The organism is Haloferula sp. BvORR071, assembly GCF_000739615.1.
GTDB lineage: Bacteria > Verrucomicrobiota > Verrucomicrobiia > Verrucomicrobiales > Akkermansiaceae > Haloferula.
Genome location: NZ_BATP01000060.1, coordinates 132,492 through 158,748, shown reverse-complemented (window position 1 = coordinate 158,748; position 26,257 = coordinate 132,492). Strand labels below are relative to the sequence as shown.

At 63.3% G+C, this 26,257-nt stretch carries 18 protein-coding genes; 13 read left to right on the top strand and 5 right to left on the bottom strand.

The features are described 5' to 3' along the window. The first annotated feature begins 191 nt into the window (after positions 1-191). From BV071_RS31030 to BV071_RS30995, 8 genes are all read left to right on the top strand, one after another. Positions 192-710, top strand: a complete 519-nt coding sequence (locus BV071_RS31030; protein WP_035615901.1) for a hypothetical protein — start codon at positions 192-194, stop codon at positions 708-710. Positions 711-1,028: 318 nt separating this feature from the next. Next, positions 1,029-3,587 (top strand): DUF1592 domain-containing protein, encoded by a 2,559-nt coding sequence (locus BV071_RS31025; RefSeq protein WP_081886356.1) that lies wholly within the window; start codon positions 1,029-1,031, stop codon positions 3,585-3,587. Beyond that, entirely contained in the window at positions 3,584-4,951 is a 1,368-nt protein-coding gene (locus BV071_RS31020) for a DUF1552 domain-containing protein (RefSeq protein WP_035615899.1), read from the top strand. The genes BV071_RS31025 and BV071_RS31020 overlap by 4 nt, the downstream gene beginning before the upstream one ends. A gap of 166 nt (positions 4,952-5,117) precedes the next feature. Further along, on the top strand, positions 5,118-5,957 hold the full coding sequence (locus tag BV071_RS31015; RefSeq protein ID WP_035615896.1) for an alpha/beta hydrolase: 840 nt from the start codon (positions 5,118-5,120) through the stop codon (positions 5,955-5,957). Between the two features lie 107 nt (positions 5,958-6,064). Then, complete coding sequence (locus BV071_RS31010; RefSeq protein ID WP_265595123.1) at positions 6,065-6,865, top strand: hypothetical protein; 801 nt, start codon at positions 6,065-6,067, stop codon at positions 6,863-6,865. Between the two features lie 132 nt (positions 6,866-6,997). Then, a complete protein-coding gene (locus tag BV071_RS31005) occupies positions 6,998-8,152 on the top strand; it encodes a class I SAM-dependent rRNA methyltransferase (RefSeq protein WP_265595122.1) in 1,155 nt (384 codons plus the stop codon). Between the two features lie 410 nt (positions 8,153-8,562). Continuing rightward, entirely contained in the window at positions 8,563-10,215 is a 1,653-nt protein-coding gene (locus BV071_RS34010) for a DUF4375 domain-containing protein (RefSeq protein WP_052574092.1), read from the top strand. Positions 10,216-10,377: 162 nt separating this feature from the next. After that, positions 10,378-10,887: a GNAT family N-acetyltransferase gene (locus BV071_RS30995; RefSeq protein WP_052574091.1), complete on the top strand. Its 510-nt coding sequence runs from the start codon at positions 10,378-10,380 to the stop codon at positions 10,885-10,887. Positions 10,888-10,902: 15 nt separating this feature from the next. Here the strand turns inward: BV071_RS30995 and BV071_RS30990 are convergent, their stop codons facing one another. The 5 genes from BV071_RS30990 to BV071_RS30970 form a co-directional block, all read right to left on the bottom strand. Continuing rightward, positions 10,903-12,300: a hypothetical protein gene (locus BV071_RS30990; RefSeq protein ID WP_035615891.1), complete on the bottom strand. Its 1,398-nt coding sequence runs from the start codon at positions 12,298-12,300 to the stop codon at positions 10,903-10,905. After that, positions 12,287-12,916: a sigma-70 family RNA polymerase sigma factor gene (locus BV071_RS30985; RefSeq protein WP_265595121.1), complete on the bottom strand. Its 630-nt coding sequence runs from the start codon at positions 12,914-12,916 to the stop codon at positions 12,287-12,289. Before BV071_RS30985 ends, BV071_RS30990 begins: the two co-directional genes overlap by 14 nt. 49 nt (positions 12,917-12,965) lie before the next feature. Beyond that, a complete protein-coding gene (locus BV071_RS30980) occupies positions 12,966-15,176 on the bottom strand; it encodes a delta-60 repeat domain-containing protein (RefSeq protein ID WP_265595120.1) in 2,211 nt (736 codons plus the stop codon). A gap of 61 nt (positions 15,177-15,237) precedes the next feature. Beyond that, a complete protein-coding gene (locus BV071_RS30975; protein ID WP_035615885.1) occupies positions 15,238-17,928 on the bottom strand; it encodes a hypothetical protein in 2,691 nt (896 codons plus the stop codon). Then, positions 17,886-18,200 (bottom strand): hypothetical protein, encoded by a 315-nt coding sequence (locus BV071_RS30970; RefSeq protein WP_035615884.1) that lies wholly within the window; start codon positions 18,198-18,200, stop codon positions 17,886-17,888. The genes BV071_RS30975 and BV071_RS30970 overlap by 43 nt, the downstream gene beginning before the upstream one ends. Before the next feature lie 180 nt (positions 18,201-18,380). On the opposite strand from BV071_RS30970, the gene BV071_RS30965 reads away from it, so the two are divergent. From BV071_RS30965 to BV071_RS30940, 5 genes are all read left to right on the top strand, one after another. After that, positions 18,381-19,496: a cellulase family glycosylhydrolase gene (locus tag BV071_RS30965; protein ID WP_035615882.1), complete on the top strand. Its 1,116-nt coding sequence runs from the start codon at positions 18,381-18,383 to the stop codon at positions 19,494-19,496. A 27-nt stretch (positions 19,497-19,523) separates the two neighbouring features. After that, the gene (locus BV071_RS30960) at positions 19,524-21,806 is read left to right on the top strand and encodes a glycoside hydrolase family 2 (RefSeq protein ID WP_052574090.1); all 2,283 of its coding nucleotides are present in this window, start codon (positions 19,524-19,526) and stop codon (positions 21,804-21,806) included. Between the two features lie 192 nt (positions 21,807-21,998). Further along, positions 21,999-22,685, top strand: coding sequence for a GntR family transcriptional regulator (locus BV071_RS30955; RefSeq protein WP_265595119.1), 687 nt, complete (start codon positions 21,999-22,001; stop codon positions 22,683-22,685). A 141-nt stretch (positions 22,686-22,826) separates the two neighbouring features. Continuing rightward, positions 22,827-25,259 (top strand): sialidase family protein, encoded by a 2,433-nt coding sequence (locus BV071_RS34590; RefSeq protein ID WP_075091056.1) that lies wholly within the window; start codon positions 22,827-22,829, stop codon positions 25,257-25,259. 8 nt (positions 25,260-25,267) lie between these two features. Further along, a complete protein-coding gene (locus BV071_RS30940) occupies positions 25,268-26,215 on the top strand; it encodes a carbohydrate kinase family protein (protein WP_265595118.1) in 948 nt (315 codons plus the stop codon). Positions 26,216-26,257: the final 42 nt, after the last annotated feature.

Sequence of the window (26,257 nt, the reverse complement as noted above, 5' to 3'; positions counted from 1 at the left end):
AGGCCGATGAGCTGACATCGCCGTGTCGGAATGATCCGCATTTTCCCGGATTCCGACGGCACCAGAAAAGCCCGCCACCGGCCTGCGTTGGCGGGCATTTTCTTGCCCCCGTTTTCGTTGCTGCGTGATCGCGTAAGCGCGATCCCGGAATGGCGAGGACCACACTTGGACGGCATGCTCACGCCACACACATGAAGCCCGCCCTGTTTCTCCTCTTCACCGCCATCCTCCCCCTGACGGCACAGACGCAAGTCCCCGCAGGCCCCGAGGTCGCGGAAGCCATCACGGCGACCACGCCGATGAGGGCTACCGAAGCGGAGGAAGTGCTGGCCGTCAGCTCGGAGTTCATCAAGGCCTCGGTCGCGTTCCGTCCCGATGGCTGCGCCCGCACCACCCACCGGATCGGCGACTTCCACACCCGCATTGAATTCAAGGGCCTCTCCGTCCGCGAGATCGTCAAGGCTCCGCTCAGCGACACCGACCGCCAAGCCGGAATCTCCCGCCGCTACTTCGCCCACCTGCAATGCGAAGCCCACCGCATCTGGGATGCCCCGATGATCGCTTGGTCGGAATGGCACCAGAGCGCCTACGGTTTCTTTCCTCACTCGATCATCGTAGAGGAAATCGGCGGCGCCTTGAAGGCCCGCGCCAACCGCATCGCTGACTTCAGCCCTGGCATCGATGCCTCAGTAAGCGAAGCCGTCCATTGAGACCGGCTTCGCTCGATTCGTTTTCCTAGCTGTTCCGCAGATTGGATGCTGCGGTCCTGTTTTCAAGGCCACGTCCGCGACGCCCTCCATGGCTGGTTTCCGGCGATTGGCCGCGGCCTTGAAAACCATTTTCAGAAGACCCGCCGGGCACCAGTTCACGACTGGTGCCCGGCTTTTTTGCGTGCTTGCGGCGTCTCCCCCGTTTGGGGGTTACTCAATCGGGTGTGGATTTGACGAAATCCGGAATCTGATTCCGTCGTAAACCTCCCAACCTGACCGTGTCATCCTGCGTGATCTGCCCCTTGGCTCACGTTCTTGATGCGGGCGACCAATCCCGCTTTCCAGAGTTCCATCCCAGTGCGATCCCGCATACTCCTCCTACGACCGGCCTTATGGGCTCTGTGTTTCGGCACAGTGGCCAAGGGTGATGATTTTTCCGCCATCTACGACGCAAAGATACACCCGTTTCTCGAAGACCACTGCTTCGATTGCCATGGTGACGGCGAAGACAAAGGAAAAGTGAGCTTCGATACCTTTGCCAACACGGAGGAGCTGATGAAGCAAACCGACCTGTGGGTCCACGTGCTGAACAACGTGCGCTCCGGGATGATGCCTCCGGCCAAGAAGAAGCGGCCCGCCGCGGAAGAGGTGGCAGCCCTTCAGGACTGGATCAAGCGCGGGCCCCTGAAACTAGACCCCGCGAACCCGGATCCCGGCCGCGTGACCCTGCGCCGTCTCAACCGCGTCGAATACCGCAACACGGTCCGCGATCTGACCGGCTTCGATTTCCGCACCGACGAGGAATTTCCCGCCGACGACACCGGCTATGGCTTCGACAACATCGGAGACGTGCTCAGCACCTCGCCCATGCTGCTGGAGAAATACATGCAGGCCGCCGAGACGATCGTCGAAAAGGCGGTGCCGCTGGAGAACCGGGTGACGCGGCAGTGGCCTTTCCCGGCCGGAATTTTCCGCGGTCGAGGCGAGCGAGGAAGGGACGATGGCGAGTATCGCCTCTCTCTCTACGATCCTGCCGATCTCACCGCCCAGGTCACGATCGAGAGGCCCGGCACCTACCGCGTGATTCTCAACGCGACCACCCGCGGCTCCTTCTCCTACGACCCCGGCCGGGCAAAGGCGACTTGGAGCGTGGATGGCAAGCAGTTGCTGGAAGAAGAGCTCAAGTGGAGTTCCGGCAAGAAGATGGAGTCGAGCGTGGAAGTGAAGTGGGAGGCTGGCACCTATCCGCTGCACCTGACGCTCGAACCTCTGGTCGACAAGTCGCAGCAACCGCCGGACCTCGGTGACGGTCCGCCGAGCGTGAATCTCTCCCTCAATGGCGTCACGCTGATCGGCCCGATGGAGCCGGAGCACTTCGTTCATCCGCCGAACTACGAGCGCTTCTTCACCCGCGATAGCGTCCCCTCCGACCCGGGCGAGCGTGAGGAATACGCCACGGAGATCCTCCAGCGCTTTGCCAGCCGCGCCTTCCGCCGTCCGGTGGACGATGGCACGGTCACGAAGCTGGTCGCGATTGCCAAGCAGTCCGCGGAAGCACCCGGCGGGACCTTCGAGAAGGGCATCGGCCGCGCGATCTCAGCCGTGCTGGCTTCGCCGCGCTTCCTCTTCCGCATGGAGCGCACACTGCCGGAGGAAAACCCGCAGGCCCATCCACTGCTGGACGAATACTCCCTGGCCTCGCGGCTCTCCTACTTCCTCTGGTCCACCATGCCGGATGAGACACTGCTGGACCTCGCCTCGCGTGGTGAACTACGCAAGAACCTGAACGAGCAGGTCCAGCGGATGCTCAAAGATAAGCGCTCCGACCAGTTTGTCGAAAACTTCGCCGGCCAATGGCTGCAAACCCGCGACGTGGAAGGTGTCAGCATCGATGCCCGCGTGGTTCTCGCCCGCGATGCCGGCACCGAGCAGGCGAACAAGGAGCGCTTCGAGACCTTCCGCCGACTGAACCAGGAAATCGACGAGGCCCAGAAGGCCGGCGACGACGCCAAGGTCACCGCGCTGCGCGAAGAACTGAAGGAAATCCGCGCGAAATTCCGCGGCAACGGCAAGCGCGTCGAGTTCAGCGGATCCCTGCGCACTGCCATGCGCCGCGAGGCCGAGATGTATTTCCGCTACCTGCTCCGGGAAGACCGCAGCGTGCTGGAGCTGATCGAGAGCGACTCCACATTCCTGAATGGCGAGTTGGCCAATCATTACGGCATCCTCGGCGTGGAAGGCGGCGACATGCGCCTGGTCAAGCTGCCACCGGACAGCCCGCGCGGCGGGATTATTACGATGGGCACCGTACTTGCGGTGACCTCGAACCCGACCCGCACCTCACCGGTGAAGCGCGGGCTCTTCATCCTCGATAATATCCTGGGCACCCCGCCCCCGCCACCACCGCCGAACATCCCGGCGCTGGAAGCTTCTGAAAAGGCCTCCGACGGCCACGAGCTGACCCTCCGCGAAGCGCTGGCGATCCACCGTGAAAAACCGCTCTGCTCCTCCTGCCACAACCGCATGGACCCACTCGGCCTCGCGCTGGAGAACTTCAATGCAATGGGCCTGTGGCGCGACAAGGAGCGCGGCCAACCGCTCGCCTCTCCAGAGGGGCAGCTCATCACCGGCGAGAAATTCGCCGATGTCCGGGAGCTGAAGCACCTGCTCGTCACCACCCGCCGTGCCGACTACTATCGCTGCCTGACGGAGAAGCTCCTCACCTACGCCATCGGCCGCGGACCGGAGCCCGGCGACATCACCACGATCGATGCGATCGTGGACAAGCTGGAAGCCGACAAGGGCAAGTTTTCCACCGTGATCATGGGCATCATCGAATCCGCCCCTTTCCAAAAACGTCACCGACCCTCGACATGAACGCCGTCACCAACCGCCGCCGCTTCCTCCGTGGCTTGGGAACCTGCCTGGCCCTGCCTTCGCTCGAAGCCTTCATGCCGCGCGCCATGGCCGCCGCTGTGTCAGGCGGCCCTGTCCGCTTTGGTACCACCGCCAGCGGTGCCCCCCTGCGCATGGCCTTCCTGTACTTCCCGAATGGTGCGATTCAGAGCACTTGGACCGCCGCTGGCAGCGGTGCGGACTTCCGCTTGGATAACACCTTGGCCCCGCTCTCACCGCTGAAGCACCGCGTCCAGGTGCTCCAGGGCCTGGAGCATCTCAATGCCGATCCGGGCAATGATGGAGCGGGCGACCACGCACGCGCCAATGGCACCTTCCTCACCGGCGTCCGCGTTAAGAAGACCGCCGGCAGTGACATCCACGCCGGCATCTCGGTCGATCAGATTGCCGCCCAGCATATCGGCACGAATACCCGCTTCTCCTCGCTGGAGCTCTCCTGTGACCCGCACCGCAAGTCTGGCGGCTGCGACTCCGGCTACTCTTGCGCCTACGAGTCGAACCTCGCTTGGCGCACGCCGACCTCACCGCTCGCTCCGGAATCGAACCCGCGCCTGGTCTTCGAGCGTCTCTTCGGCTCGGGCAGTCCCGGTGAGCGCGGCAGTAGTCTCGCCCGCCGCCGCGCCCAGCAGCGCTCGATCCTCGACTTCGTGATGGAGGACGCTAAGGAGTTCGAGAGCCAGCTGACCAATCGCGACAAGGCGAAGATGGATGAGTATCTCACCGGCATCCGCGAGATCGAGCAGCAGATCGAAACCGCGGAGAGCTTCAAGAACATCCCCGATCCCGACATCATCACGCCCGATGGCATTCCCACTGCCTACGACGAGTACATCAAGCTGATGTTCCAGATGACGGCCTTGGCCTTCGAGACCGATGCCACCCGCGTGGCCTCTGTGCTACTGGCCCGCGATGGCAGCAACCGCTCCTTTCCGGAAATCAATGTCCCCGAAGGTCATCACTCGCTGTCCCACCACCGCGAGGACAAGGACATGATCGAGAAGGTCAAGATGATCGACCGTTTCTACGCCGAGCGCCTCGCCGAGTTCCTGACCTTGCTCGAAGCCAAGCACGACGCCGACGGCCAATCGGTCTTGCACAATTCGATGATCGTCTATGGCTGCGGCAACTCCGACGGCAACCGCCACACCCACGCGAACCTGCCCGTGGTCCTAGCCGGCAATGGCGGCGGTGCCTTGAATCCCGGGGCTTACCGCAGCAATTCCCCGACTCCGATGTGCAACCTCTACCTGAACATGCTCGATGCCATGGGCGTGCCGCAGATGGAGCGCTTCGGGGATAGCACTGGAAGGCTGGCCAGTGTGTGAGTGATTGTCGGAAGCCTCCCTTCAAAGCGCGCCATACGTGGTACGTAGTCCCGCCTTTAGGCGGACGAAGCCATCCCGGCAGCATGATCCACCCTAGCTTCATCCGCCTAAAGGCGGGACTACGTACCACCATATTCGGAATTCGTCCTTCACTGCAGCCCTTCTCATGAAAACCCTCCTCCTCTCCCTCGCCCTGCTCCTCCCCCTCCACGCGGAGGAAGTCCTCCTCTGGCCCAACGGCGCTCCCGGTAGCGAAGGCAAGACCGGTGAGGAGATCGTGAAGAAGTCTGACAACGGCGAGCTCACCGTGTCGAACGTCCACAAGCCCACCATCACTCCCTATCTGCCTGCCGCGGACAAGGCGACCGGCGTGGCGGTGATCGTGGCGCCGGGTGGCGGGCACTCGATCCTCTGCGTGACGCATGAAGGCAGCAACGTCGCCGAATGGCTCGCGGAGCATGGCATCGCTGCCTTCGTCTTGAAGTACCGCCTCGCGAAGGAAGAAGGCTCGACCTACACCGTGGACGACCACGCGGTGCCCGACATGCAGCGTGCCCTCCGCCTCGTCCGCAGCCGCGCCTCCGAATGGCACATCCGGCCCGATGCGGTCGGCGTGATGGGCTTCTCCGCCGGCGGCGAGGTCTGCGCGATCTCCAGCATGAAATTCCACCCCGCCAGCGCGGATGCCGCGGAGCCGCTGGACCGCCTCAGCGATCGCCCCGACTTCCAGGCCCTGATCTATCCCGGGCGCTCCAATCGCATCGTTCCTTTCGCGGAATCGCCGCCGGCCTTCCTCGCAGCCTCGGCGAATGACCGCCCGGACATCTCCGAAGGCCTGACCAAGGTCTACCTCGACTTCAAGGCCGCCAAGGTCCCGGTCGAGCTGCATCTCTACTCCAGCGGCGGCCATGGCTTCGGCTACCGGCCGAGCAAGGCCAATACTCCGGAGAGCCAGTGGATCGTCCGTTTCGACGACTGGCTGAAGGCGCAAAAGCTCCTCAAGTAGGGTTTTCCCGCCGGATTTTGGCAGGAACTTGGGATCGGATTCCATCGCTCTCCATTGAGCGACACCCATGATGTGGTCCGGGCAAGCCCATGCCCGGCACCTCCCTCATGACCGCTTCCACCAAACCCTTCCTGCTCGCCCTCGCATTGCTGGCTGGCGCTGCGTCCTCCTCAAACGCTGTCGTCCTTTTCACGGACAACTTCGACGCGACCTCGAACCAAACGCCGAACGACCAGATCAACAATCCGGGACGCCAGGGCGGCTCCTTGGCCACTCTGGGCTACCTCCAGGCCAACAACGTCCAGATCGGCAATACCGCCACCCTGCCCCCGAGCCCAGGCAGTGGCCTCGGCGATGAGTTTCTGGCCGCCTTTGGAGGAACAGCCTACGTCAACTACGACTTCTCGACCCAAACCCTGCCCCTCGAAATCAGCTTTCTGGGGCTGATCTCCAGCATTGCAAATACCGGCCCGACCAGTTGGGTCTCCGTCACGGTCGGCGATGCGACAGGCGTGCCCTTTGTGAACGGCGGCAACGTCTCCTCCGTCTTGTTCCGTGCGAACGGCGGCACCGAAGTCTGGAACCACGGTGCCAATGCTCCCGGTGGAACCTATACAGCCCCCGGCTTCGACGTGTGGACGGACTACAAGATCATCCTCTCGGATACCGCGGGCACCGGCTCCGCCTTCGGGAGCGGCGGCAGCCGGATGGACTACTACGCCAATGGCGTTCTCCTCGGCACACTTAACATCACCCAGCTCACCGCCGGGCAAGGCTACATCGGCTTCGCGGCCGACCGGATCGTCGGCTACGACAATCTCAGCATCGCCACGGTCCCCGAGCCCTCCGCGGCGCTCGTGGGCGTCAGCGGTCTGGCCGGCTTGCTCCTTCTGCGCCGCCGGCGCTAGCCCGAGCTGCCAGAGTTTGGCGGATCTACCCTTTAGCTTCCCTACCTGTGAGCCTAGCTAAAGACCGGCGCCCCCAGAAGGAACGCCACCTTTTGATTGAACATTCCGTCCCGGGAGTCTCACCCTCCCCCTGTGCCGACGGTCCGCCTCAAATACTTCAGCTACCACCCCGCGATCTGGCCCCGCATGATCGGCGAGGTCTCCCGCGACGCCAAGGCGGGATCCTTGGTCCAAGTCATTGACAAGGAGGGCAAACCCTTCGGCAGTGCCTTTTGGAATCCCAAGGCCGGCATGCCGCTGCGGGTCTTCGACCACGGTGACGAGGTGGTGGGCGAGGATTTCTTCATCAGCGCGATCCAGCGCGCCGCCGCCCTGCGCCGCGAAGTCTTCAAGCTGGATGCCGAGACGGAAGCCTACCGCGCGATCCACGCCGATGCCGACCAACTCCCCGGCTTGGTCGCGGACAAGTTCGGCAAGGTGATGTCCTTGGAGGTCACCAACCTCGCCGCCTGGCAACGACTCGACGCATGGGTGCCCGCGATCCACGAAGCCTTCGGCACGGAGAAGGCGCACATCCGCGTCGACCCCGACCTCGCGCGCATCGAAGGGATTCCTTCGCTCACGCATCCGCTTTCCGAAAAGATCCGTCCGCTCAAGATCCGCGAGCATGGCGTGACCTTTGAGATCGATCCCGCGGGCGGCCACAAGACCGGCTTCTTCTGCGACCAACGCGACAACCGCAAGCAGTTCGCCGCCATGGCCGCGGGCCGCAGCGTGCTCGATCTCTGCTGCTACACCGGCGGCTTCTCCGTCAGTGCCGCGCTCGCCGGTGCCACCGAGGTGACGGCGGTGGACCTCGACGAAAACGCGATCGAGATGGCCAAGCGCAATGCCAACCTCAACCAGCAACGCATCAAGATCACCCATGCCGACGCCTTCACCTGGTCGCGCACGATGATCGAGAACAACCGCCAGTGGGACCTTGTCATCGCCGACCCGCCGAAGTTCATCCACGGCCGCGAAGACCAGCTCGGCCACAACAAGTATCATGACCTGAACAAGCTCGCGCTGCAGATGGTGAAGCCCGGCGGGCTCTTCGTCACCTGCTCCTGCTCGGGCATGCTCTCCGCGGATGAGTTTGAGAAGATCGTCGTCTCCGCCGCGCACCGCCAGAACAAGCGCCTGCAGATCTTCGACCGCACCGGCGCGGGCCCGGATCATCCCACACTCTCGAACTATCCGGAATCGCGCTACCTCAAGCTGCTGTGGTGCCGGGTGATCGGGTAGTTGCCATCCCACGCGGGATCCAGCGCCCGTCGCCCTCTTCGTCCCAAAGGGACGGCTTATACCAGCCCGGCACGAGGAACGAAGTGCCGGGAAAGCCCCGCCGTCATCACCGCGTCCTACAGGGACGCCTCATGCTTCTCGCGGCCCGCGAGTAAGGACTGCGCCATTGAACTCTCAGTGACATTTCCGGCCACTCTGTCTAAGGGTGAGGAATGAAACGGTGGCTCATCCTCGCGTTCGGCGTGATCTTGATCAGATCAGTCGCGGCGCAAGACCCGCCCCCGCTGATTCCACCTCCCGCCCCTGTTCCTCCTCTCGCGCCAATGCCGGCAGCACCAAGCGTTCTGGCTCCAGGGTCCCTGAATCATGAGCCTGAACCACCCGCATCCGCTCCCGTCGCTTGGCCAAGCGTGGAATACTCGGAAGTCCGCGCCTACCTCTACAACCCCGGAGACAACCGGAAAAACCTGATCCTGCAAAAAGGCAAGCTCCATCCCGAGGTTGTGAATCCGGAGGGAATCAAGCTTACCGCCGGGCAAGTCGCCCAGCTGCTCAAGGCGATCTACCATAGCAAACCTGATCGATCCGGATCCGGCTGCTTTCTTCCTCATCACGGCATCGTCTTCTACGACCAAAACGGCAAGCCGGTAGCGGACATTTCGATCTGTTTTCTATGTGAAGTCGTCGTCGAAGAACCGGCCGGCGCCAACACCCTCCATTGGGACCGGGAAGCGCTCGCCAAGCTCATGCCCGAACTCGGCCTGCCGGTCTTCAAGGATCTTGATGAGGCAAACGCTCACTTCACCGCACTCGCCCGCAAATGGCCCGATGCCAAGCTCAAGGCCGCCCTCGACGAGTGCATCTTCCGCAAGCCCGACACATCCCCTCGGGAAGTGCATGATCGCACGGAGCTGCTTCAGGGGGTGGGCGAACGCACCCACCCCTTTCTGCTCGCCTATCTCGCCGACAAGGGCCGACGTGCCGAGTGGCTAACAAAAGCCGACCCCTCCGATCCGTTTTCGAAGCGGCCCTTCCACTGGCTCTGCGACCTCTTCGGCGATGCTCCGCCCGCCGCCGTAGTCCCATTGTTGGCCGGATTTCTTGACGAGCAGGAGGACTCCGTGCGCTGCGATGCTGCGGAGACTATCGCCAAAACCGGTGCAGCGGAAATCATCCCGCTGGTCCGCAAGGCCTTGGCCGATCCTTCTGAATATACCGGCATCAGCGCGCTGGAAGGGCTGCTGGCAGCAAGCAATCGCGGCCCGCTCCACCCCGAGGTCAAGGCACAGCTCTTCGACGATGTGCGGAAGCTCGAACCCGATAGCGAGGACACTCCGCGCTGGGTCAAGGTGCTCCTTGGCCTTGACCGCGAAAAGGCGATGGCCTTCTTCCTGAGTGACGAGGTCCTCCGTCAAAACACCCGGGATTCTGAGACCATCCTGAATACCTTCTGCGATCTAAACGTGGAGATCCCCCGGCAGCACTTGCTGAATCTGATCATGGGTGGACAAGCGGCAGATGCCAACCCCGCTCCTACGGCCGCCTTCCTCTTGCTCGGACGCCGACACCATCCGGATGACCTAGGGTTGCTCCAGCAAATGACCAAAACAGATAACGATCTCGCCCGCTCCGCGATGTCCGGTCTGCTCGCTTGGCACGGGCTGGAAGGTTATCGCAGGCGCTTGGAAATCTTGGAAGATAAGAAGGGATTTGCAGCATTGGACGAAGCCCAGCGCTTCCACTTCGCCGTGGATGAATTCGCATCCTCCACGATGAACATCGCCCATTATTTTGCCAGCAGTGAGGGCGAGCATTGGCAGACCACACTGGCTGGACTAAGGGCCATGAAGCAAGATGAGATGGCTTCTGCCTTGGAAGGAGCCGCCGGGGCCTTCGGTGAAGAAGCCAATTCCCCCGATCCGGAGGCACGGCAAAAACGCTACATGAGCCCGAGGAATATCGCGGCCCTCATGGAATTCGACGAGCAGCGGCATAAACTCGAAAGCAGCTGCGATCTCGCGCTCGACCGCTACGCCATCGAGCACGCCGAGTCCTTCAAGTGATCTACCACCCTGGCCGCCTGCGACACTTGATGCCACTGGGTGCGCCGACTTCAGTCGGCCCGATATGCCACTCGGGACTAGCCATGGGAGCAGCCTTCCCCACTTGATCACCTACCATTCAAGCCGACTAAAGTCGCCGCACCCAGTGGCGCTTCCGCTCTTATGGCTATACCCTCTCTTGAGATCATCCCCGCCACGCCAGACCACCTCGAAGCCATCTGGCGGATCTTCCAGAAAGTCACCGACGCCGGAGATGCCTACGTCTTCGAGGCCGGCACCACACGGGATGAATTCATCGCCTACTGGTTCGCACCAAGCTGTCACCCTCACATCGCGCTGTTAGATAATGAAGTGCTGGGCAGCTACATCGTGAAGCCGAATCAACCCGGCCGCGGCTCGCACATCGCGAATGCCAGCTACATGACCGCCAGTGCCGCACGTGGCCAAGGCATCGCGGGCAAGATGTGCCAGCACTCGCTCCAGCTCGCGAAGTCACTCGGCTTCCGCGCCATGCAGTTCAACATCGTCGTCGCGACCAATGAAGTGGCCGTAGCCCTCTGGCAAAAGCACGGCTTCCGCATCGTCGGCACACTCCCCGAAGCCTTCCGCCATGCCTCACTCGGCTACGTGGATGCTCACGTGATGTTCCGCGAGCTGGACGACATCGGCTGATGCCCTTGCATCCGCCTAATGCCCGCCCGCGACGATCACCTGCTCTTGGACGCCAGCCGTCACTTGTCCCGCCACAGCCACGGGCACTTGCACCAGCCTGAAGGAAGTCACACTGGAAGTCGTCGAGAAACTGGCCATCACCGTGGATGCGCCTCCCGCGACGACCAAGCCGTTGCCCCCTGCATTCCCGTCAACAAAGACAAAGGGGCCTGGCAGGAAGGGATAGCGGCTACCATTGGTGAAGGAGACCGCGCTATTGCCCACGCCGCCAGAGCTCACCGCATTGGAGGCTACCAGCACCGGGATCATCCCGCTCGCGCCAGAGGCGTCCGTCCACAGGATCCTTTGCTCGTAGCCATCCCGCAGTGGCGGCACTTGATCGATCACCACCTCCGCCTTCTTGGTCACCGGATCCTCAAGCACGAAGCCTTCGGGTTGGTTCTTCGAAGTGTCGTTCTTCGCGACGGAAGGAGCGGCGACGGGCGCCTTGTAGTCGCTGAGATCCATCGCCTCCGGAGTCTTGCGACCGACGAAGCCTCCGCCTTGGGGATCCGGAGTCCATAGCAACTGCCGCTCACGGTCAAAGTAGTTCCCCGTCGCCTCGGAGTAGTACAAGCCCAGTTCCTTCCATGAGTCCTCGGGGAAATTGCGGTGCCTCAGGACGATACTGTTATCGGCCAGATCCATGCCCGGCTGAATGTAGCCGTGCTCAATCACGAAGGCGGCGACAGAGTCATCCGGCGAGCTGCTATGGACCTCCAGTTGATCGCGCAGCGAACTCGTCACGAGCTGGAACATCTTCTGGAACATCTGCTGCCGCGATTCCTCCGGACTGCGCCGCGGCGCATCGGGAGTCGTCAGGCTCATCACCCGTGGCAGAGAGGCCAGCTCGTTGCGGCGCAGCATCTCCACCGTCTTCAGCAGATTCGAGTATTCCCGGCGCAAACGCTCGACGCTTGCGTCGTAGGCGGGATGGCTGGCGTCCACGGGAAGATCGTTGCCGAGTATGCCGCGTTCACCAACCTTGGCCGACACGGATTTGGCCCCACCTTCCGCGACTTGAGACTGCGTACCCTCGCCGCCACGATGCGGCCACAGGCAAATCGTCACCGCCGCCGCAGCCGCCCAACCGCTGGCCGCAAGGAGCGGCGCGAGACGGCCACTCTTCTTCGTTGGCTTCTCCGCCGCTGGCGGGAGGCCGATCTTATCCATCACGGAGTTCAGCACCTCCGGCGGTGCTGCCCGTAGCGGGGATACCGCCAGCCACACATCCGCCACCGCCTCGCGCGTGGCGCGGGCCTCCTCGGCCAGCGCCGCATCGCGCACCAGCCGCGGATCGCTCGCCGCGGGATCGCCGGACGGCAGGATGTCCAAGGCACGCGCGGTCGCGTCCTCCCGGTCAGGTCGGTTCATCGACTCCTCCTTTCTTCAAAAGTTCGCGCAGTTTCAGCATCGCGCGGTGCACCCGGATCTTCGCGGTGCCCAGGGGGACGCCCCAACGCGAGGCGTGGTCCTGCAAGGTGCCGGGGTCAAACAAGGCGACCCGCACGCTTTCCGCCTCGGTCTCGTCGAGCTTCGACAAGGCCGCGTGGACGCGCGAAACGGTATCGCGGAAAAACAAATCTTCCACCCCGCTGCGGGATGGCACTTCCAGCGCGGGCATGCGCTCCCAGTCCTGCCACACCGCGGCGCGGCGGCGCTTCTTGCGCAGGTGATCGAGGCACAGGCCGCGCAGGATCATCGCGCACCAGGTGAAGCCTTTGCTCTTCTCCGCCTCGAAATCGCCCGCCCGCTTCCAGATCCGCAGGAAGCAATCTTGCAGAGCTTCCTTGGCCGCCCCTTCATCCCTGACCCAGTGCAGGGCCATGCTGTAGAGGCGGTCGCCCCACATCCGGTAGAGCTCGGCGAGGGCGTCGCTATCGCGCCGGGCGATCCGCCCAAGCAGCCACGAGCCGTCCCAGGCATCGGCCTGTCCGGCTGGGTGAATGGCTTTGGAAGCTTCTGCCATCGGCGTGTCGCTTTCTCTCATGGGATTCGGCCGGGGGGAAGGCGTGGTTTCAGGGGATTCCCGCAGTTTTTCATGGGCGGGCACGGGTCGGAGGAACCTTCGTCCCACCCGTGATCCAGGCAATACCGTCCCGGTTCTGGCCATCGACGACGTTGAAATCTCCCGCCACCCAGAGCTTGCCGCTACCGCTATTCCACAGCATGGCACTCACGGCGGCCCGCTCTTCGTAGCTCGCGGGATTGAAAGGCACTTTACCACCGGGGCCCGCCGTCCACCACTCCCCGGCCTCGCGGCGGTATCGCTTGCCGAAGACTGCCGAGCGGAATTGCGGGTCCAGCTTGCCGTTCGGCGTCAGCCGCCGCAGCGACATATCCGAGGCTCCGCCGAAGGTCCCGGCCACATAGAGCAGGCTCTTTTCGCCCACCTCGGCCACGGGCAGCGCCATCACCCTCTGCGAAGTGAAGGTGCCCACCCAGCCCTTGCCCTTCCACAAGCGCAGGCGGCCGGAAACGGAGTTCTCATCGCGGTCCAGGAACAGCATGCCACCCTGCCACTCCGCGAGAGGATCGAGCTTGAAGCCTTCCCGGCGGATGTCGCGGCTCACGCTGCCGTCCTCCTTGAAGAAGACACCACCGCTCGCATAGCCGCCCTTGCTGACTGGAACCAACTCCTCCGGGCTGGCAAATTGACTGCTGCGCCTGAAATCGGCCTTGCCTGAGCCATCCGGCAGGAGCCGCGCGATCCGGGCGCTTGCGACCTCGGAGCCGCCATAGCTGCTCACCATCAGATCGCCGCTCTTCAATGCATCAAGCTGCCTGACATCACCAATCCCCAGCGAAACAGTATCGGCGGGATTGACGATCCAAGGTCCACCGTAAGTTGCCGGACCGTAGTCCTCGTCGATACTGCCGTCGAAATTCAGTTTCAGCAGGTTCGATGCGAGCTGATTTCCCAGCGATACTGTTTCGGCGGTAGCCACATAAATCCCATCCGCCGTGGCAGCAGCTGAAATCAAGGCACCCACCCGGCCATCGGCGCTGAAGCTCGTGTCCAAGCTCCCATCGGCCTCGAAGAGCGCGAGCCCCTTGCGCGAAGCTCCCGCCACCTCATCAAAATCCCCCGCCACCAGCACGCGGTCATCCGGCAGCTTCTCTAACAGATTCACCGTGCCCGGGCGGTCGAGATCCGGAATGGCCCACGAGGCATCGGCGCTCCCGTCCGCATTCAAGCGCCGCACGCCATCAACCAGCCACTTGCCACCGGGCAAGGCCGCAACATGCCGGACTTTGCCGGGACTTTGGAAACTCGCATCGGCCAAGCCAGCGGCGTCGTAACGGATCAAAGCGCCACCCGGGCCGGTCACCAAGAGTGAGCCATCCTGGCCCTCCGCCCACGCGAAGCTCTGGTTGAATGGAGTGCCAAAGTTCCTGCTTCGTTGAACCAGGCCTTCCGCCGAACGCCATTCGATTGTCCATGCCATGGCCGTCGGCGCAGGCCAGAAATTCCAGCGGGAACGATCGTCGCCCAGAACAACGGTAACCCCGCTATCCGCACGCGGCGCTAACATAGCGGGACGGTAACCGGATAGGACCCTCATCTCCCCGGTTACCGCCCCTGACCCATGTACCAAGAAAATGTGCTGATCCTTCGGCTCGGTCCCAGGAAGCAGTAAGCCGGACGACGCACGTTGATCTCCTGTCAGTACCCAGGCGCCTCCCAACGCTTCGGGCACTGCTTCAAGCACGTCGTCCGGCCAATCTGTTCCGGGTGAAAATGTGGGATCGATGCTTCCGTCCGCGCTCTCGCGCCGCTCAAGCCGAGCCCGTCCGCTGGCTGACGCACGGATGCACCAGAGCTTCCCCTCGCGCTCGAATTGCGGGGTCAGCGACTCCCCCGCGGCCAGACCGGGAAATGCCGGTCCGGCCGGGGTGCCGTTGGCATTCAGGCGCAGCCATTCGCCCGAAGCCGCCGGAAGCAGGAAAGATCCATCGGCCAAAGGAAACGGCGCCCGGGCTTCCAAGCCATCGGGAGCCAAGTAACCCGGAGCCGGCTCGCGGGCCACGCCGCCGTTCTCACCCAGCACCAGCAGATCGCCGGTGCTGCCGCCATCGGCACGGTCAAAGCCACCACCGACCCAAGAGCGGCCGTCCGGTCCCAAAATCGTCCAAGCTGGCACCGCCGGAGCCCGCAATTCCGGGACGAAGCCGGAATCCACAGCCCCCGGATTGGCAGCGCGCGCCAATGCGGTTCCCAAGGTGATTCCAGCCCAAACTCCCTTCATCACCGCCTTATCCGGCAAGGGCGGGAGGACGGTTTCAGAACTTTTCCGAATTTCCCCTAAACTACTCCTTTTTAAACTCCAGCAGCACTGGAACCGCCGCTTCCGCACTCGGAAACGCCTCGCCCTCAAAGAAGGCCCAATCCCGCAGGTTCGTCTGAACCTTCACCGAGGTGGTCGAACGCACCCGGCTTCCATCCGCCAACTCCACCAGCAGGCTGAAACCGCGGACCTTGTATTTGTCGTCATTCTTGTCGCTGCGCAGCTCCACGGAATTGCTCGGCTTCAGCTGCCTGACCTGATCCTCCGACAGGGCAAAACGGCTGGTCTTCCATTCGTCCCCGCCTCCCGGCAGATCCGCCACCTTGGTGCCGTTGAGAAACAGCGACTTGGTCCCGTGGCCTTCGCTCACGCCGAACTGGTCCATTACCAGCCAAGCCTTCCGGACATCCCGCAGCTCCGTGGCACTCAACTGCCGCGCCGTCACGGGATTGCCCTCCAGCCCGCACTCCGGCACGATCTGCTTTGTCACGCGGCGGGTATCCGCAGCTATCGCCCAAGGCAGGTCCTTCGGATTGAAAGCCTCATCGCTCGCTCCAGTCTCCGCCAGGCACCACGCTTCAGCGCGGACCACGTTCTCGCCGCCATCGAGTTGAAGGGTCACCTTCTTGCCCGCTGAGCCCTTCACCTCATAAGAGGCCATCTGCCATGGCCTTACATTTTCGCTCGGCATTCCCGCCCGGGCATAGCCTGCGAAATGATTGATCGCTGCCTTCGAACTCCGCAGCGGAGTCGCCGCCTTGCCATCGATCAGCACCGTCGGCAGTTCAGGATAGCCGATCACCAGAATCTCTCCCCTGCCCTTCAGGGCCGCCGGCACCTCAACCGTAGCCAATGCACGCGAAGCCGTGGTCTTCACCGTGCTCTCGACCATCAATGCCGGAGCCACCGCAGCCTTCGGCGTGCCAGGCTCAAACTCAAAGGCCAGGGTCTCATAGCCCGGAATCTCAATCTCCATCGTCTGTCCCGAAACGAAGCCCTGCGGCCAAGTCGCGTGATAGGGATATACCACCCGGCCCAGGTAAGGCTTGCCGCTCGTACCCGCGAAGCCAGCCACCGAATCAAAGGGCACCTTCAGCACCTGCGGCGCCGCTCCGGGATTCCGCGCCACCAGCACCCCGCGCTCGCCATCCCAGCCCGCATAGCCGTAGGCATGCCCCTCGTCCGGGCGACCGCCGACCCAGCGGTTGTTCGCGAGCGCCTTGAAGTTGCGCTGGCTCCAGCGGTGGATCGTTGCGAGCGACTTCCACTGCTCCGGGCTCATCGCAGCGGGCGTCAGGTACCACTCCTTCATTTGGATACCACGTCCATAGTACATCATCGCGTGGTCGGCCCAGTCGCGCAGGGTGTCCTCCTTGCTCTCCATCTGCCCGCGCGGATTGCGGATGATGCCGTGGGTCATCAGGCGCGAGATCGGCACCAGCGGACGATCGGCTGCCTCACCCCACATCCGCCAGATGTAGGCATCGCGATCCGTCGTCGCCATTGCCCGCGTCGAGAGTTCGGGCCAGTTGCCGTTGAAGCCATCATCACCCGCCAGCATCCACAGCGCATCGCCGTGCATCAGCCACCAAGGGGAGAACCATACCCAGTTGGTCAGGTTCTGATACACCGCGGGATTTGCCTCACGCGTCGCCGCCAGCAATTCGATCATCGCATCCACATTCGCCTCATGGCCATGGCGGTCGGTCGGTGGGTGATTGCAGCCCTCGCCCGTGTCAGAGAGGTGATTGAAGTCGTGCTTGAAATAGGCCACCTTCGCCTCGCCCGCGAGCTTGCGGAGCTGTGCCTCCAACTGCTGCCGGTAGCCGTCAGCACTCAGCGAGTAGTGCGCGAAGTATTGGCTGAAATACTTGTTCGCCTTCGCCTTCTTGTAGCCTTGGCCCTCGCCCCAGCCGACGTTCGTATTCGTTCCGTCCAAGGCCAGCCACAGGCCCAGGCTCGTGCCATCCTTGCGCAACTCCTCGCTCAGCGCCGCCAGGTCCTTGAAGCCATTGGGGAAATGTCCTGCCGCCGGCTCCCACACCGACGAACGATTCTGCCAGCCGTCGTCCGGCACCATCGCATCAATCTTGATGTCGTATGGCTCCAGCGCCTTTTTGAAATCGCGGTGGATCTGCACGAAGTTGTCGCCCTTCAGCGATTTCCCCGCAGGGTCGAACCAGTTGTTGTAGTGAGTGAAGGAACGATCCGGTTTCGCGATGCTGGCCAGATAGCGCCCAAAGCAGTTCTCGACTGTATCCCCTGCCGCAATCAGCCCTGCCACCGCGCTCTTACTACGGATCACGTAGTGCCCGCCCTCCTCCTTCGCGAATCCCGGGAAATGGAATAGGCGGAGCAATCCCGCCCGTGGCTTCGCCTCACGATCCCGCCCCTCCAAGTCCACGAAGGAATAGTTGCCTACCTTCTCAAACCGATGCGCATCCGGCAGCGGCTGGTTGCCATCCGTGTGCCGCGACTGCCCCGCCGGATACTCCAGACCGAAGAACCAACGATCCCCCACAAACACCGGCTCACCCCGCCCACCTCGGCTCGCCTTCCCCTCTGTCGTAAACCGCTCCACCTCCAGCCGATCCACCGTAGCCGCAGCCGGAAACTCCAGCAGCAACTCCTTGCGGATCCAGCTCATCCCCGTGGCCTTGAAGCTCACCGTCACCGTGGAGGGCGCGCCCTCCGGCGGCTTGCCCCCGCCCATCCGTATCGGAAGGCCAGCGTGCCCTGCCCGTGCTCCGGCTCACCCAACGACTGGAAATCGCTCACCGTCCACTCGCGGTCATCCATGCTGCGGATGTGAAACTCATCGCTCGTCACCGGCAGTTTCGTGCCGTCCTTGGCCATCAGAGCGCTGGTCCGCCACACCTTCCCGTCGAAGGCGAACTCACGGGTCAAATCGCCGGAAGAAAGAGACTCCGTGGCAGCGAGAGCGGTGGCCGAGGAGAAGATAAAGATCGAGAGGAAGCGGAACATGCGCGTGGCTCTCCTACACAACAATATGCCACTTTTAATCACGATATTTGACTTTTAACGCACAACCAATCCCTGCGGCAGCGACCCCTGTGTCAGCCCGGCACCCCAAGTTTGACGCCCCGCCGCACCGCGCCTTAAGCTCCTTGCTCACACCGACGGTATTTCAAACCTGTTTGCCAAATGAAACCCACTCTTCGGGCCGCACGGCTCCTCCCCCTCCTAGTCCTCGCCCTTCCCGGTCTCCTCAGCGCGCAGCAGTGGACCCCGGAACAGGCCCAAGCCTGGGGCAAGACCCAGCCTTGGCGCGCCGGTGCGAACTTCGCGCCTAGCACCGCGATCAACCAACTTGAGATGTGGCAGGCAGACAGCTTCGACCCCGCCACCATCGACCGCGAACTCGGCTGGGCCGCCGACGTGGGCATGAGCACCATGCGCGTGTTCCTCCACAATCTTCTCTGGGAGCAAGATTCGGAGGGCCTGCTCAAGCGCATGGACCAGTTCCTGGCCATCGCCGACAAGCACAAGATCGGGATCATGTTCGTCCTCCTCGATGACGTCTGGGATCCGAATCCCCAGCTCGGCAAGCAACGCGATCCAAAGCCACACGTCCACAACTCCGGCTGGGTCCAGAGCCCCGGCAAGGCAGTCCTGCTAGATGAGAAGAAGCGCGCCGCTCTCGAACCCTACGTCAAGGGCGTGCTCACCCGCTTCAAGGACGACAAGCGCGTGATCGTCTGGGACCTCTACAACGAGCCCGGCAATCCGAACAAGAGCGCCTACGGCTCCGTCGAGGCCGAGAACAAGGCCGAACTTTCCCTCGACCTCGTGAAGAAGGTCTTCAAGTGGGGCCAGGAAGTCCGGCCTTCCCAGCCGCTCACCGTCGGCGTGTGGACCAACGATTGGTCCACCAAGGACAAGCGCGACGCGCTCAACGCCTACCAGCTCGATCACTCCGATGTGATCACCTTCCACGCCTACAGCGACCTCGCAAAGACCAAGGCCGCCACCGAGCCGCTCTTCGAATACAAGCGCCCGGTCATCTGCACCGAGTACATGGCCCGGCCCGCCGGCAGCAAGCTCCAGGAGATCCTCCCTTACTTCAAGGAGAAGGGCGTCTGGGCCTACCAGTGGGGCCTCGTCGCCGGCAAGACCCAGACCCAGTATCCATGGGATTCCTGGAAGGTGGACTACACGGCCGAGCCTCCGGTCTGGTTCCACGAACTCTTCCACAAGGACGGCAAGGCCTACGATCCCGAAGAGACCGCCCTCTACAAGAAGCTCACCGGCAAGCCCTGAGCCGCTTCTAACAAATACGACAGCTTTATGAAAACGACACCTCTGCTCGCCCTCTTGCTCGCGCTGCCGACGGTCCATGCTGAATGGAAGCCCGCCGGCAACAAGATCATGACCCAGTGGGCCAAGGACGTGACCCCGGACAATGCCTGGGACGAATACCCGCGCCCGCAGCTCCAGCGTGAAAACTGGACCCGCCTGAACGGCCTCTGGAATTACGCCATCACTCCGAAAGAGGCCTCCGAGCCGGGCGCCTTCGCGGGCGAGATCCTCGTCCCCTTCTCCCCGGAGTCCGCACTCTCCGGCGTCGGCAAGCAGCTCGAGCCGAGTCAGGCGCTGTGGTATGAGCGCAGCTTCACCACCAAGAAGGACGAAGGCAAGCGCACCATCATCCACTTCGAGGCCGTCGACTACGACTGCACGGTCTGGCTGAATGGCAAGGAACTCGGCAAGCACACCGGCGCCCACACGCCCTTCTCCTTCGATGCCACCGCGGCGCTCGAAGGTGGCAAGAACACCCTACGCGTGAAGGTGCTCGATGCCACCAGCGGCTTCCAGCTCCTCGGCAAGCAGAAGCTCAATCCCGAAGGCATCTGGTACACCCGCGTCTCCGGCATCTGGCAGAGCGTGTGGATGGAGGAAGTGAACGCCCGCGCGATCGATGACCTCGACTTCGCAAGCGACATCAAGAGCGGCACCATCTTCGTCCGTGCGAAGCTCAGCGGCCCCGCGGTCCAAGGCGAGAAGCTGAAGGTCACCGCCACCCTCAAGGGCCAGGCCGCCGGCAGCGCCGAAGGCACGGGCAATCTCGCGATCAAGGTCAGCGACCCGCAGCTCTGGTCGCCCGATGCTCCGAACCTCTACGACCTCAAGGTCGAATTGTTGGACGGCAGCGGCAAGGTCATCGACAGCGCCACTTCCTACACCGCGCTGCGCGAATTGGGCAAAGCCAAGGACAAGAACGGCAACTGGCGCTTCACCCTGAACGGCAAGTCGATCTTCCACTGGGGCCCGCTCGACCAGGGCTGGTGGCCGGATGGCCTGCTCACCCCGCCCTCAGAAGAAGCGATGATCTCAGACATCGATTTCTTGAAGGCTGCGGGCTTCAACATGATCCGCAAGCACATCAAGGTCGAGCCGCGCCGCTACTACTACCACTGCGACAAGGTCGGCATGATGATGTGGCAGGACCAAGTCAGCATGGGCTACGGACCGCAGACCGAGCCGAAGGGCTCGAACCCGCCATGGACCCGCATGGCTCCGAATCCGAAGGAAGGCGAGTGGACCAAGGAAGCCCACGAGCAGTTCGTCACCGAATACAAGCGCATGGTCGACCACCTGCGCGACGAACCCTGCATCGTTTCCTGGCAGCCCTTCAACGAAGCCTGGGGCCAGCACCGCACGATGGAAGTCGGCAAGATGGCCGTGGACTACGACAAGACCCGGCCGATCAACATCGCTTCCGGCGGCAACTTCTGGCCGGTCGGCGATGTCGCCGACGAGCACGCCTACCCTGACCCGGCCTTCCCGCTTTCGGACAAGCGCTTCGACGACTACGTCAAGGTCGTCGGCGAGTTCGGCGGTCACGGTTGGCCGGTGAAGGATCACCTCTGGGACAACTCCAAGGACAACTGGGGCTACGGTGGCTTGCCGCAGTCGCTCGACGAGTGGAAGGCGCGTTACTCCAAGTCCATCGACGTTCTTTGCGGCCTGCGCCGCCAGGGCATCTCCGCCGGGGTCTACACCCAGACCACCGACGTGGAAGGCGAGATCAACGGCCTGCGCACCTACGACCGCATCGACAAGGTTCCGGCCTCTTGGCTCAAGACCCTGTCCGACAAGCTGCTCGCTACCCCGGATGCCGCCACCTACGCCCCGCTCGCCGCCACTTCGGAGCAGCAGGCGCAGGAGTGGAAGTACAGCACCGAGACCCCGGGTGCAGGTTGGGAAGCTGTTAGCTTCGACGACAAGGCCTGGAAGGAAGGCAAGGGCGGCTTCGGCACGCGCAACACCCCGAATACCAAGATCGGCACCGAGTGGAATACCAACTCGATCTGGATCCGCCGGGAATTCGACACCGCTGCGCCCAAGGGCAAGCCGGTGCTCCGGATCTTCCACGACGAAGACGCCACCGTCTTCCTCAATGGCACGGAGATCGCCAAGCTGGGCGGCCACACCCCGGGCTACGTCCTCGTCGACTTCGATGCCTCCGCCCTGAAGCCCGGCAAGAATGTCCTGGCGATCCAAGTCAAGCAGACCGAAGGCGGCCAATACATCGACGCCGGGATCATGGACGAGACCATCGCGAAGTAGCACAAGCTCCACAGCGCCCAATCCATCTCAAAGGCCCGCCCGGCATTCCGGGCGGGTCTTTTGCGTTCTTCAATCCTGACCATGCGTAGTTCCTTCATTGCGTTTCCTGCATCGGGAATTTCGCATGAGAATCGTCATTGAGCTCTTCAGATGCTTCTTGTCCCCACGGCTCGTCTTCCTAGTCTGCGGAAAGTGAAACAGCCGCTTCCCCGTCAAGTTCACGCCACGCTCCGCTCGAGATTGCTCGATGGCACCCTGCCGCCCGGCACCCGTCTCGACTACAAGCAGCTCGCCACGGAACTCGGGGTCTCGACCACACCGGTCCGCGAGGCCGTCACCCAGCTCGCCAGCGAGGGCTTCGTCGAACTGGTCCCGCGCCTCGGTGCCGTGGTGCGCTCGATGAACCAGAACACGGCGGCCGAACTCTACGAGGTCCGCGAGGCCATCGAGACCTTCGCCGCCTTGAAAGCCGCCGAGCGACTCTCGGCCCGCCACCTTGAATTGCTCCAGCAGCAGCACGCCACCATGCTCCGGGTCTTCGAGGAGTTCAAAACATCCGGCCGCGATCGTCTTGAAGCGGCAGAGTTGGACCAATTTCTCGATGCCGACCTCGCCTTTCACCGCACCGTCCTCCTCGCCGCGCGCAATGGCGCTCTGGCCCGCACCGTCGAGGAAAGCCAGGTGCAGACCCGCATCTTCTTCGCCGACCGCGGCATCCACGAGGAGAAGCGCCTCTCGAAGGCCTGTGAGCAGCACGCCACCATCCTGGCCGCCTTGGAGGCGCACGATGGCATCGCCGCCTCCGAGGCCATGCGCCTGCACATCCGCACCTCGCTCCAGCTCACCTTGGACCACCTGGAGAACTCCGTGACAGTATAGTAAGAAAGAAACGCGAAACCCCGCGCCTATATTCCACCGGATGCCTACTGGGTGCACTGGCTTGAGCCGGCCCGAACAGTTAGGTGCCAGATGGACGCCACCTATACCACCCAGCGTCCAAACCCAACCACTGGACGCCCCATGCTCCGCTTTCTCCAAGCCATCATCCTCCTTCTCTCCGCAGCGCTCGCAAGCGCTGCTCCGCCCCCGCCCGGAACCATCGTCCACCACTCCGCGGCCAAGGACGGCCTCTACATCGGCTCGCCTTCCCTCTGCGTCCTGCCCGATGGCAGCTACCTCGCCAGCCACGATCTCTTCGGCCCCGCGAGCGGAGAACATCAACTCGCCAGAGGCCGCCTCTACCGCTCGACCGACAAGGGGGCCACCTGGCAGCACATCACCGACTTCGAGGGCTTCTTCTGGCAGAGTCTCTTCGTCCACCGCGGTGCCGCCTATGCCCTGGGCATGGACAAGCACCACGGCCGCGTGGTCATCCGCCGTTCCCCCGATGGCTTGAACTGGAGCGCCCCGGTCGTCCTCGCCGAAGGCGAATGGCACACCGCGCCCATGCCCGTGGTCGAGTATCAAGGCCGCATCTGGCGAGCCGTGGAGGACGCCATGGGCGGCACCAAGTGGGGCGAGCGTTATCGTGCCCGCATGATGAGCGCGCCGGCGGATGCCGACCTCTTAGACCCGAAGAGCTGGAGCTTCACCAATCCCCTGCCCCGCGATCCGGCATGGCTCGGCGGCGACTTCGCGGCATGGCTGGAGGGCAATGCCGTGATCGATCCGGAGGGCAAGGTCGTGGACATCCTGCGGGTGGATAACTCTCAGCTCCCCGAAAAAGCCGCTATCGTCCGCATCAACCAGAATGGCACGGAAGCCAGCTTCGATCCGGCGAAGGACTTCATCGACTTCCCCGGCGGAGCTAAAAAATTCACCATCCGCCGCGATGCCGCAGGGGGCTACTGGTCTCTTGCCAGCATCGTGGAGACCGCATTGCCCGGCCGCCCCGCCAGCATCCGCAATACCCTCGCCCTCGTTCACAGCCGCGATCTGCGCAGCTGGGACACCCGCTGCATTCTACTCCGCCACCCGGATGTGGCGAAGCACGGCTTCCAGTATGTGGACTGGCAATTTGACGGCGAAGATCTCATCGCCCTTTGCCGCACCGCATGGGAGGACGACGAGGGCGGTGCCCACAATAACCACGACGCGAACTTCCTCACCTTCCACCGCTGGCAGAACTTCCGCCAACTCACCCGCAAGGACGACATCGCCATGGCTGACCTCTCCGCCACCAGCTACCGCAGGTTCAGCGTGGCGGATGCGGATACCAAGGTGAGCGCACTTGTTCCGATTCCAGAGGCTCAGCCGCCGCGTTGGGCCCGCGAGGTTTCCCAAGGGCCTGCTCCCGAGTGGAAGAAGGATCATCGCGTGCCCTACTTCGAAGGCCCGATCCCTTTCGTGCGCCCGCCGGAAGACGCGGGTGAGCCCTTCTATCCCCACAATCACCAGCCCTCGGTCACCTCGCTTCCGAATGGTGATCTCTTCGCGATCTGGTACAGCACCCGCGATGAGAAGGGCCCAGAGCTCACCGTGCTCGCCAGCCGCCTCCGTGCTGGAGCCGCGGAGTGGGATCCATCCAGCGAGTTCTTCAAGGCCGAGGGCCGGAACATGCATGGCTCCTCCATCTTCCACGATGGCCACGGCACTCTCTATCACTTCAATGGCATGGCCCCCGCGGGGGCAAAGGGCTGGGACAATCTCGCCCTGCTGCTGCGGACCAGCTTCGACAATGGCGTGACTTGGACCGCGCCGCGCGCCATCGATCCCGCCTACCAAGGCCGCAACCAGGTCATCTCCGGCACCCGCCTCACGCACGACGGAACCCTTATCCAGGCCTGCGACGCCGTTCCGGGATCCGAGGGCGGCACCGCGCTCCATCTCAGTCGCGACCGCGGTGCCAATTGGCGCGACCCCGGTGCCAACCAAACTCCGCCCGGCTTCCGTCCCGATGAACCCGGGCACGGCATTATCGCTGGAATCCATGCCGGCGTGGTCGAGTTGAATGACGGCCGCCTGCTCGCCATGGGCCGCGGCAACAACATCGACGGGCACATGCCAATGAGCACCTCCGAGGATGGAGGCAAGACCTGGGCCTACTCAGCCAGCCCCTTCACCCCGATCGCTGGAGGGCAACGGCTGGTGCTGATGCGACTGAAGGAAGGACCGCTACTGCTCGCCTCCTTCACCAATACAGATCGCCGCTTCCCGCGCTCGCGCGGCATGGACTTCCCCAAGGCCAATGGCGGCAGCTTCACCGGCTATGGCCTCTACGTCGCGATCTCGGAAGACGAGGGCAAGACTTGGCCTGTTAGGAAGCTGGTCACTCCGGGCAGCGGCGATTTCGATGGCGGTGCCTGGACCAAGAACTTCACCGCGGCCCCCGATAATGCTGAGCACGCCGGCTACCTCGCCTCTACCCAATCCGAGGATGGCACCATCCACCTGCTCTCCAGCAGGCTCCACTATCGCTTCAATCTTGCGTGGATCCGCGAGCCAGCTCATTGATGCCTGAGATGCAGGAAACCCAAGCCGAAGTCATCGCCGCGGGAATCAACGTGGTGGACATCCTCACCCGCCTTCCGGAGGGCGTGGTACCCGGTGGCAAATACGCCACCGATGAACTGGAGATCCAAGGCGGCGGCCCCGCTTCCTCGGCTTGCTGCATGACTGCTGCCTTCGGGCACCGCACGGCTTTCATCGCGCGCTTGGGCCATGACGCGATCAGCACCCTGTCCCGCGCCCAGTTCAAGGAAGCCGGGGTCTCGGATGAGTTCCTGATCGATTCACCCGAGCAACGCGCCGGGGTCTCCGTGGTGCAGATTGACCGTGCCAGCGGGGAGCGGACCGTCTGCTACAGCCTGAAGAATTACGGCTGGTTGCAGCCGCAAGACATCCCCCGCGACGCCATCGTCAAGGCCAAGCTGGTCATCGTCGATGGCTACGACTCCGCCGCGACCCTGATGATCCTCGAAGCCGCCCATGGCACTCCTTGCCGCAGCATCGTGGATCTGGAGCACGGCGATCAGGACTTCCTCCTGAAGTGCATCTCCCTCGCCACCGAGGTCATCCTGCCCCTCCACACCGCCCGTGCCGCCACCGGCAAGGACAGCCCAGAAGAGATCCTCGCCGGCCTAACAAGTCTCGGCAGCGGTCAAATGATCGTCACCGATGGTGCCAACGGCAGTTGGGCAACCACCCCCGATGGCATCCACCATCAACCCGCCTTCCTCGTCCCCGCTCTCGATACGAATGGCTGCGGCGACGCCTACCACGGCGGCTACGGCGTCGGCCTGTTAGAAGGCTGGCCCCTCGCCCTGCGCATGGAGTTCGGCGCTTGGGCAGCCTCCCGCGTCGCCATGAAACTCGGCGGTCGCGCCGGCATCCCCGATCGCGCCACCGCCCTGCAGGAGCGCCCGCTCTTCTCCCCGGCGCTGCAGGCCGCCGTCTCCCGGTGGGCCTAACGGGCTGGGTGCCGACGTTACCATCTCCCGATCCCGAAGGAA

Excerpts from the sequence above, each read along its gene's own strand:
- BV071_RS31030 (WP_035615901.1), top strand. The coding sequence starts at position 192 with ATGAAGCCCGCCCTGTTTCTCCTCTTCACCGCCATCCTCCCCCTGACG.
- BV071_RS31025 (WP_081886356.1), top strand. The coding sequence starts at position 1,029 with ATGCGGGCGACCAATCCCGCTTTCCAGAGTTCCATCCCAGTGCGATCC.
- BV071_RS31020 (WP_035615899.1), top strand. The coding sequence starts at position 3,584 with ATGAACGCCGTCACCAACCGCCGCCGCTTCCTCCGTGGCTTGGGAACC.
- BV071_RS31015 (WP_035615896.1), top strand. The coding sequence starts at position 5,118 with ATGAAAACCCTCCTCCTCTCCCTCGCCCTGCTCCTCCCCCTCCACGCG.
- BV071_RS31010 (WP_265595123.1), top strand. The coding sequence starts at position 6,065 with ATGACCGCTTCCACCAAACCCTTCCTGCTCGCCCTCGCATTGCTGGCT.
- BV071_RS30995 (WP_052574091.1), top strand. The coding sequence starts at position 10,378 with ATGGCTATACCCTCTCTTGAGATCATCCCCGCCACGCCAGACCACCTC.
- BV071_RS30990 (WP_035615891.1), bottom strand. The coding sequence starts at position 12,300 with ATGAACCGACCTGACCGGGAGGACGCGACCGCGCGTGCCTTGGACATC.
- BV071_RS30985 (WP_265595121.1), bottom strand. The coding sequence starts at position 12,916 with ATGAGAGAAAGCGACACGCCGATGGCAGAAGCTTCCAAAGCCATTCAC.
- BV071_RS30980 (WP_265595120.1), bottom strand. The coding sequence starts at position 15,176 with ATGAAGGGAGTTTGGGCTGGAATCACCTTGGGAACCGCATTGGCGCGC.
- BV071_RS30975 (WP_035615885.1), bottom strand. The coding sequence starts at position 17,928 with ATGGGCGGGGGCAAGCCGCCGGAGGGCGCGCCCTCCACGGTGACGGTG.
- BV071_RS30970 (WP_035615884.1), bottom strand. The coding sequence starts at position 18,200 with ATGTTCCGCTTCCTCTCGATCTTTATCTTCTCCTCGGCCACCGCTCTC.
- BV071_RS30965 (WP_035615882.1), top strand. The coding sequence starts at position 18,381 with ATGAAACCCACTCTTCGGGCCGCACGGCTCCTCCCCCTCCTAGTCCTC.
- BV071_RS30960 (WP_052574090.1), top strand. The coding sequence starts at position 19,524 with ATGAAAACGACACCTCTGCTCGCCCTCTTGCTCGCGCTGCCGACGGTC.
- BV071_RS34590 (WP_075091056.1), top strand. The coding sequence starts at position 22,827 with ATGCTCCGCTTTCTCCAAGCCATCATCCTCCTTCTCTCCGCAGCGCTC.
- BV071_RS30940 (WP_265595118.1), top strand. The coding sequence starts at position 25,268 with ATGCAGGAAACCCAAGCCGAAGTCATCGCCGCGGGAATCAACGTGGTG.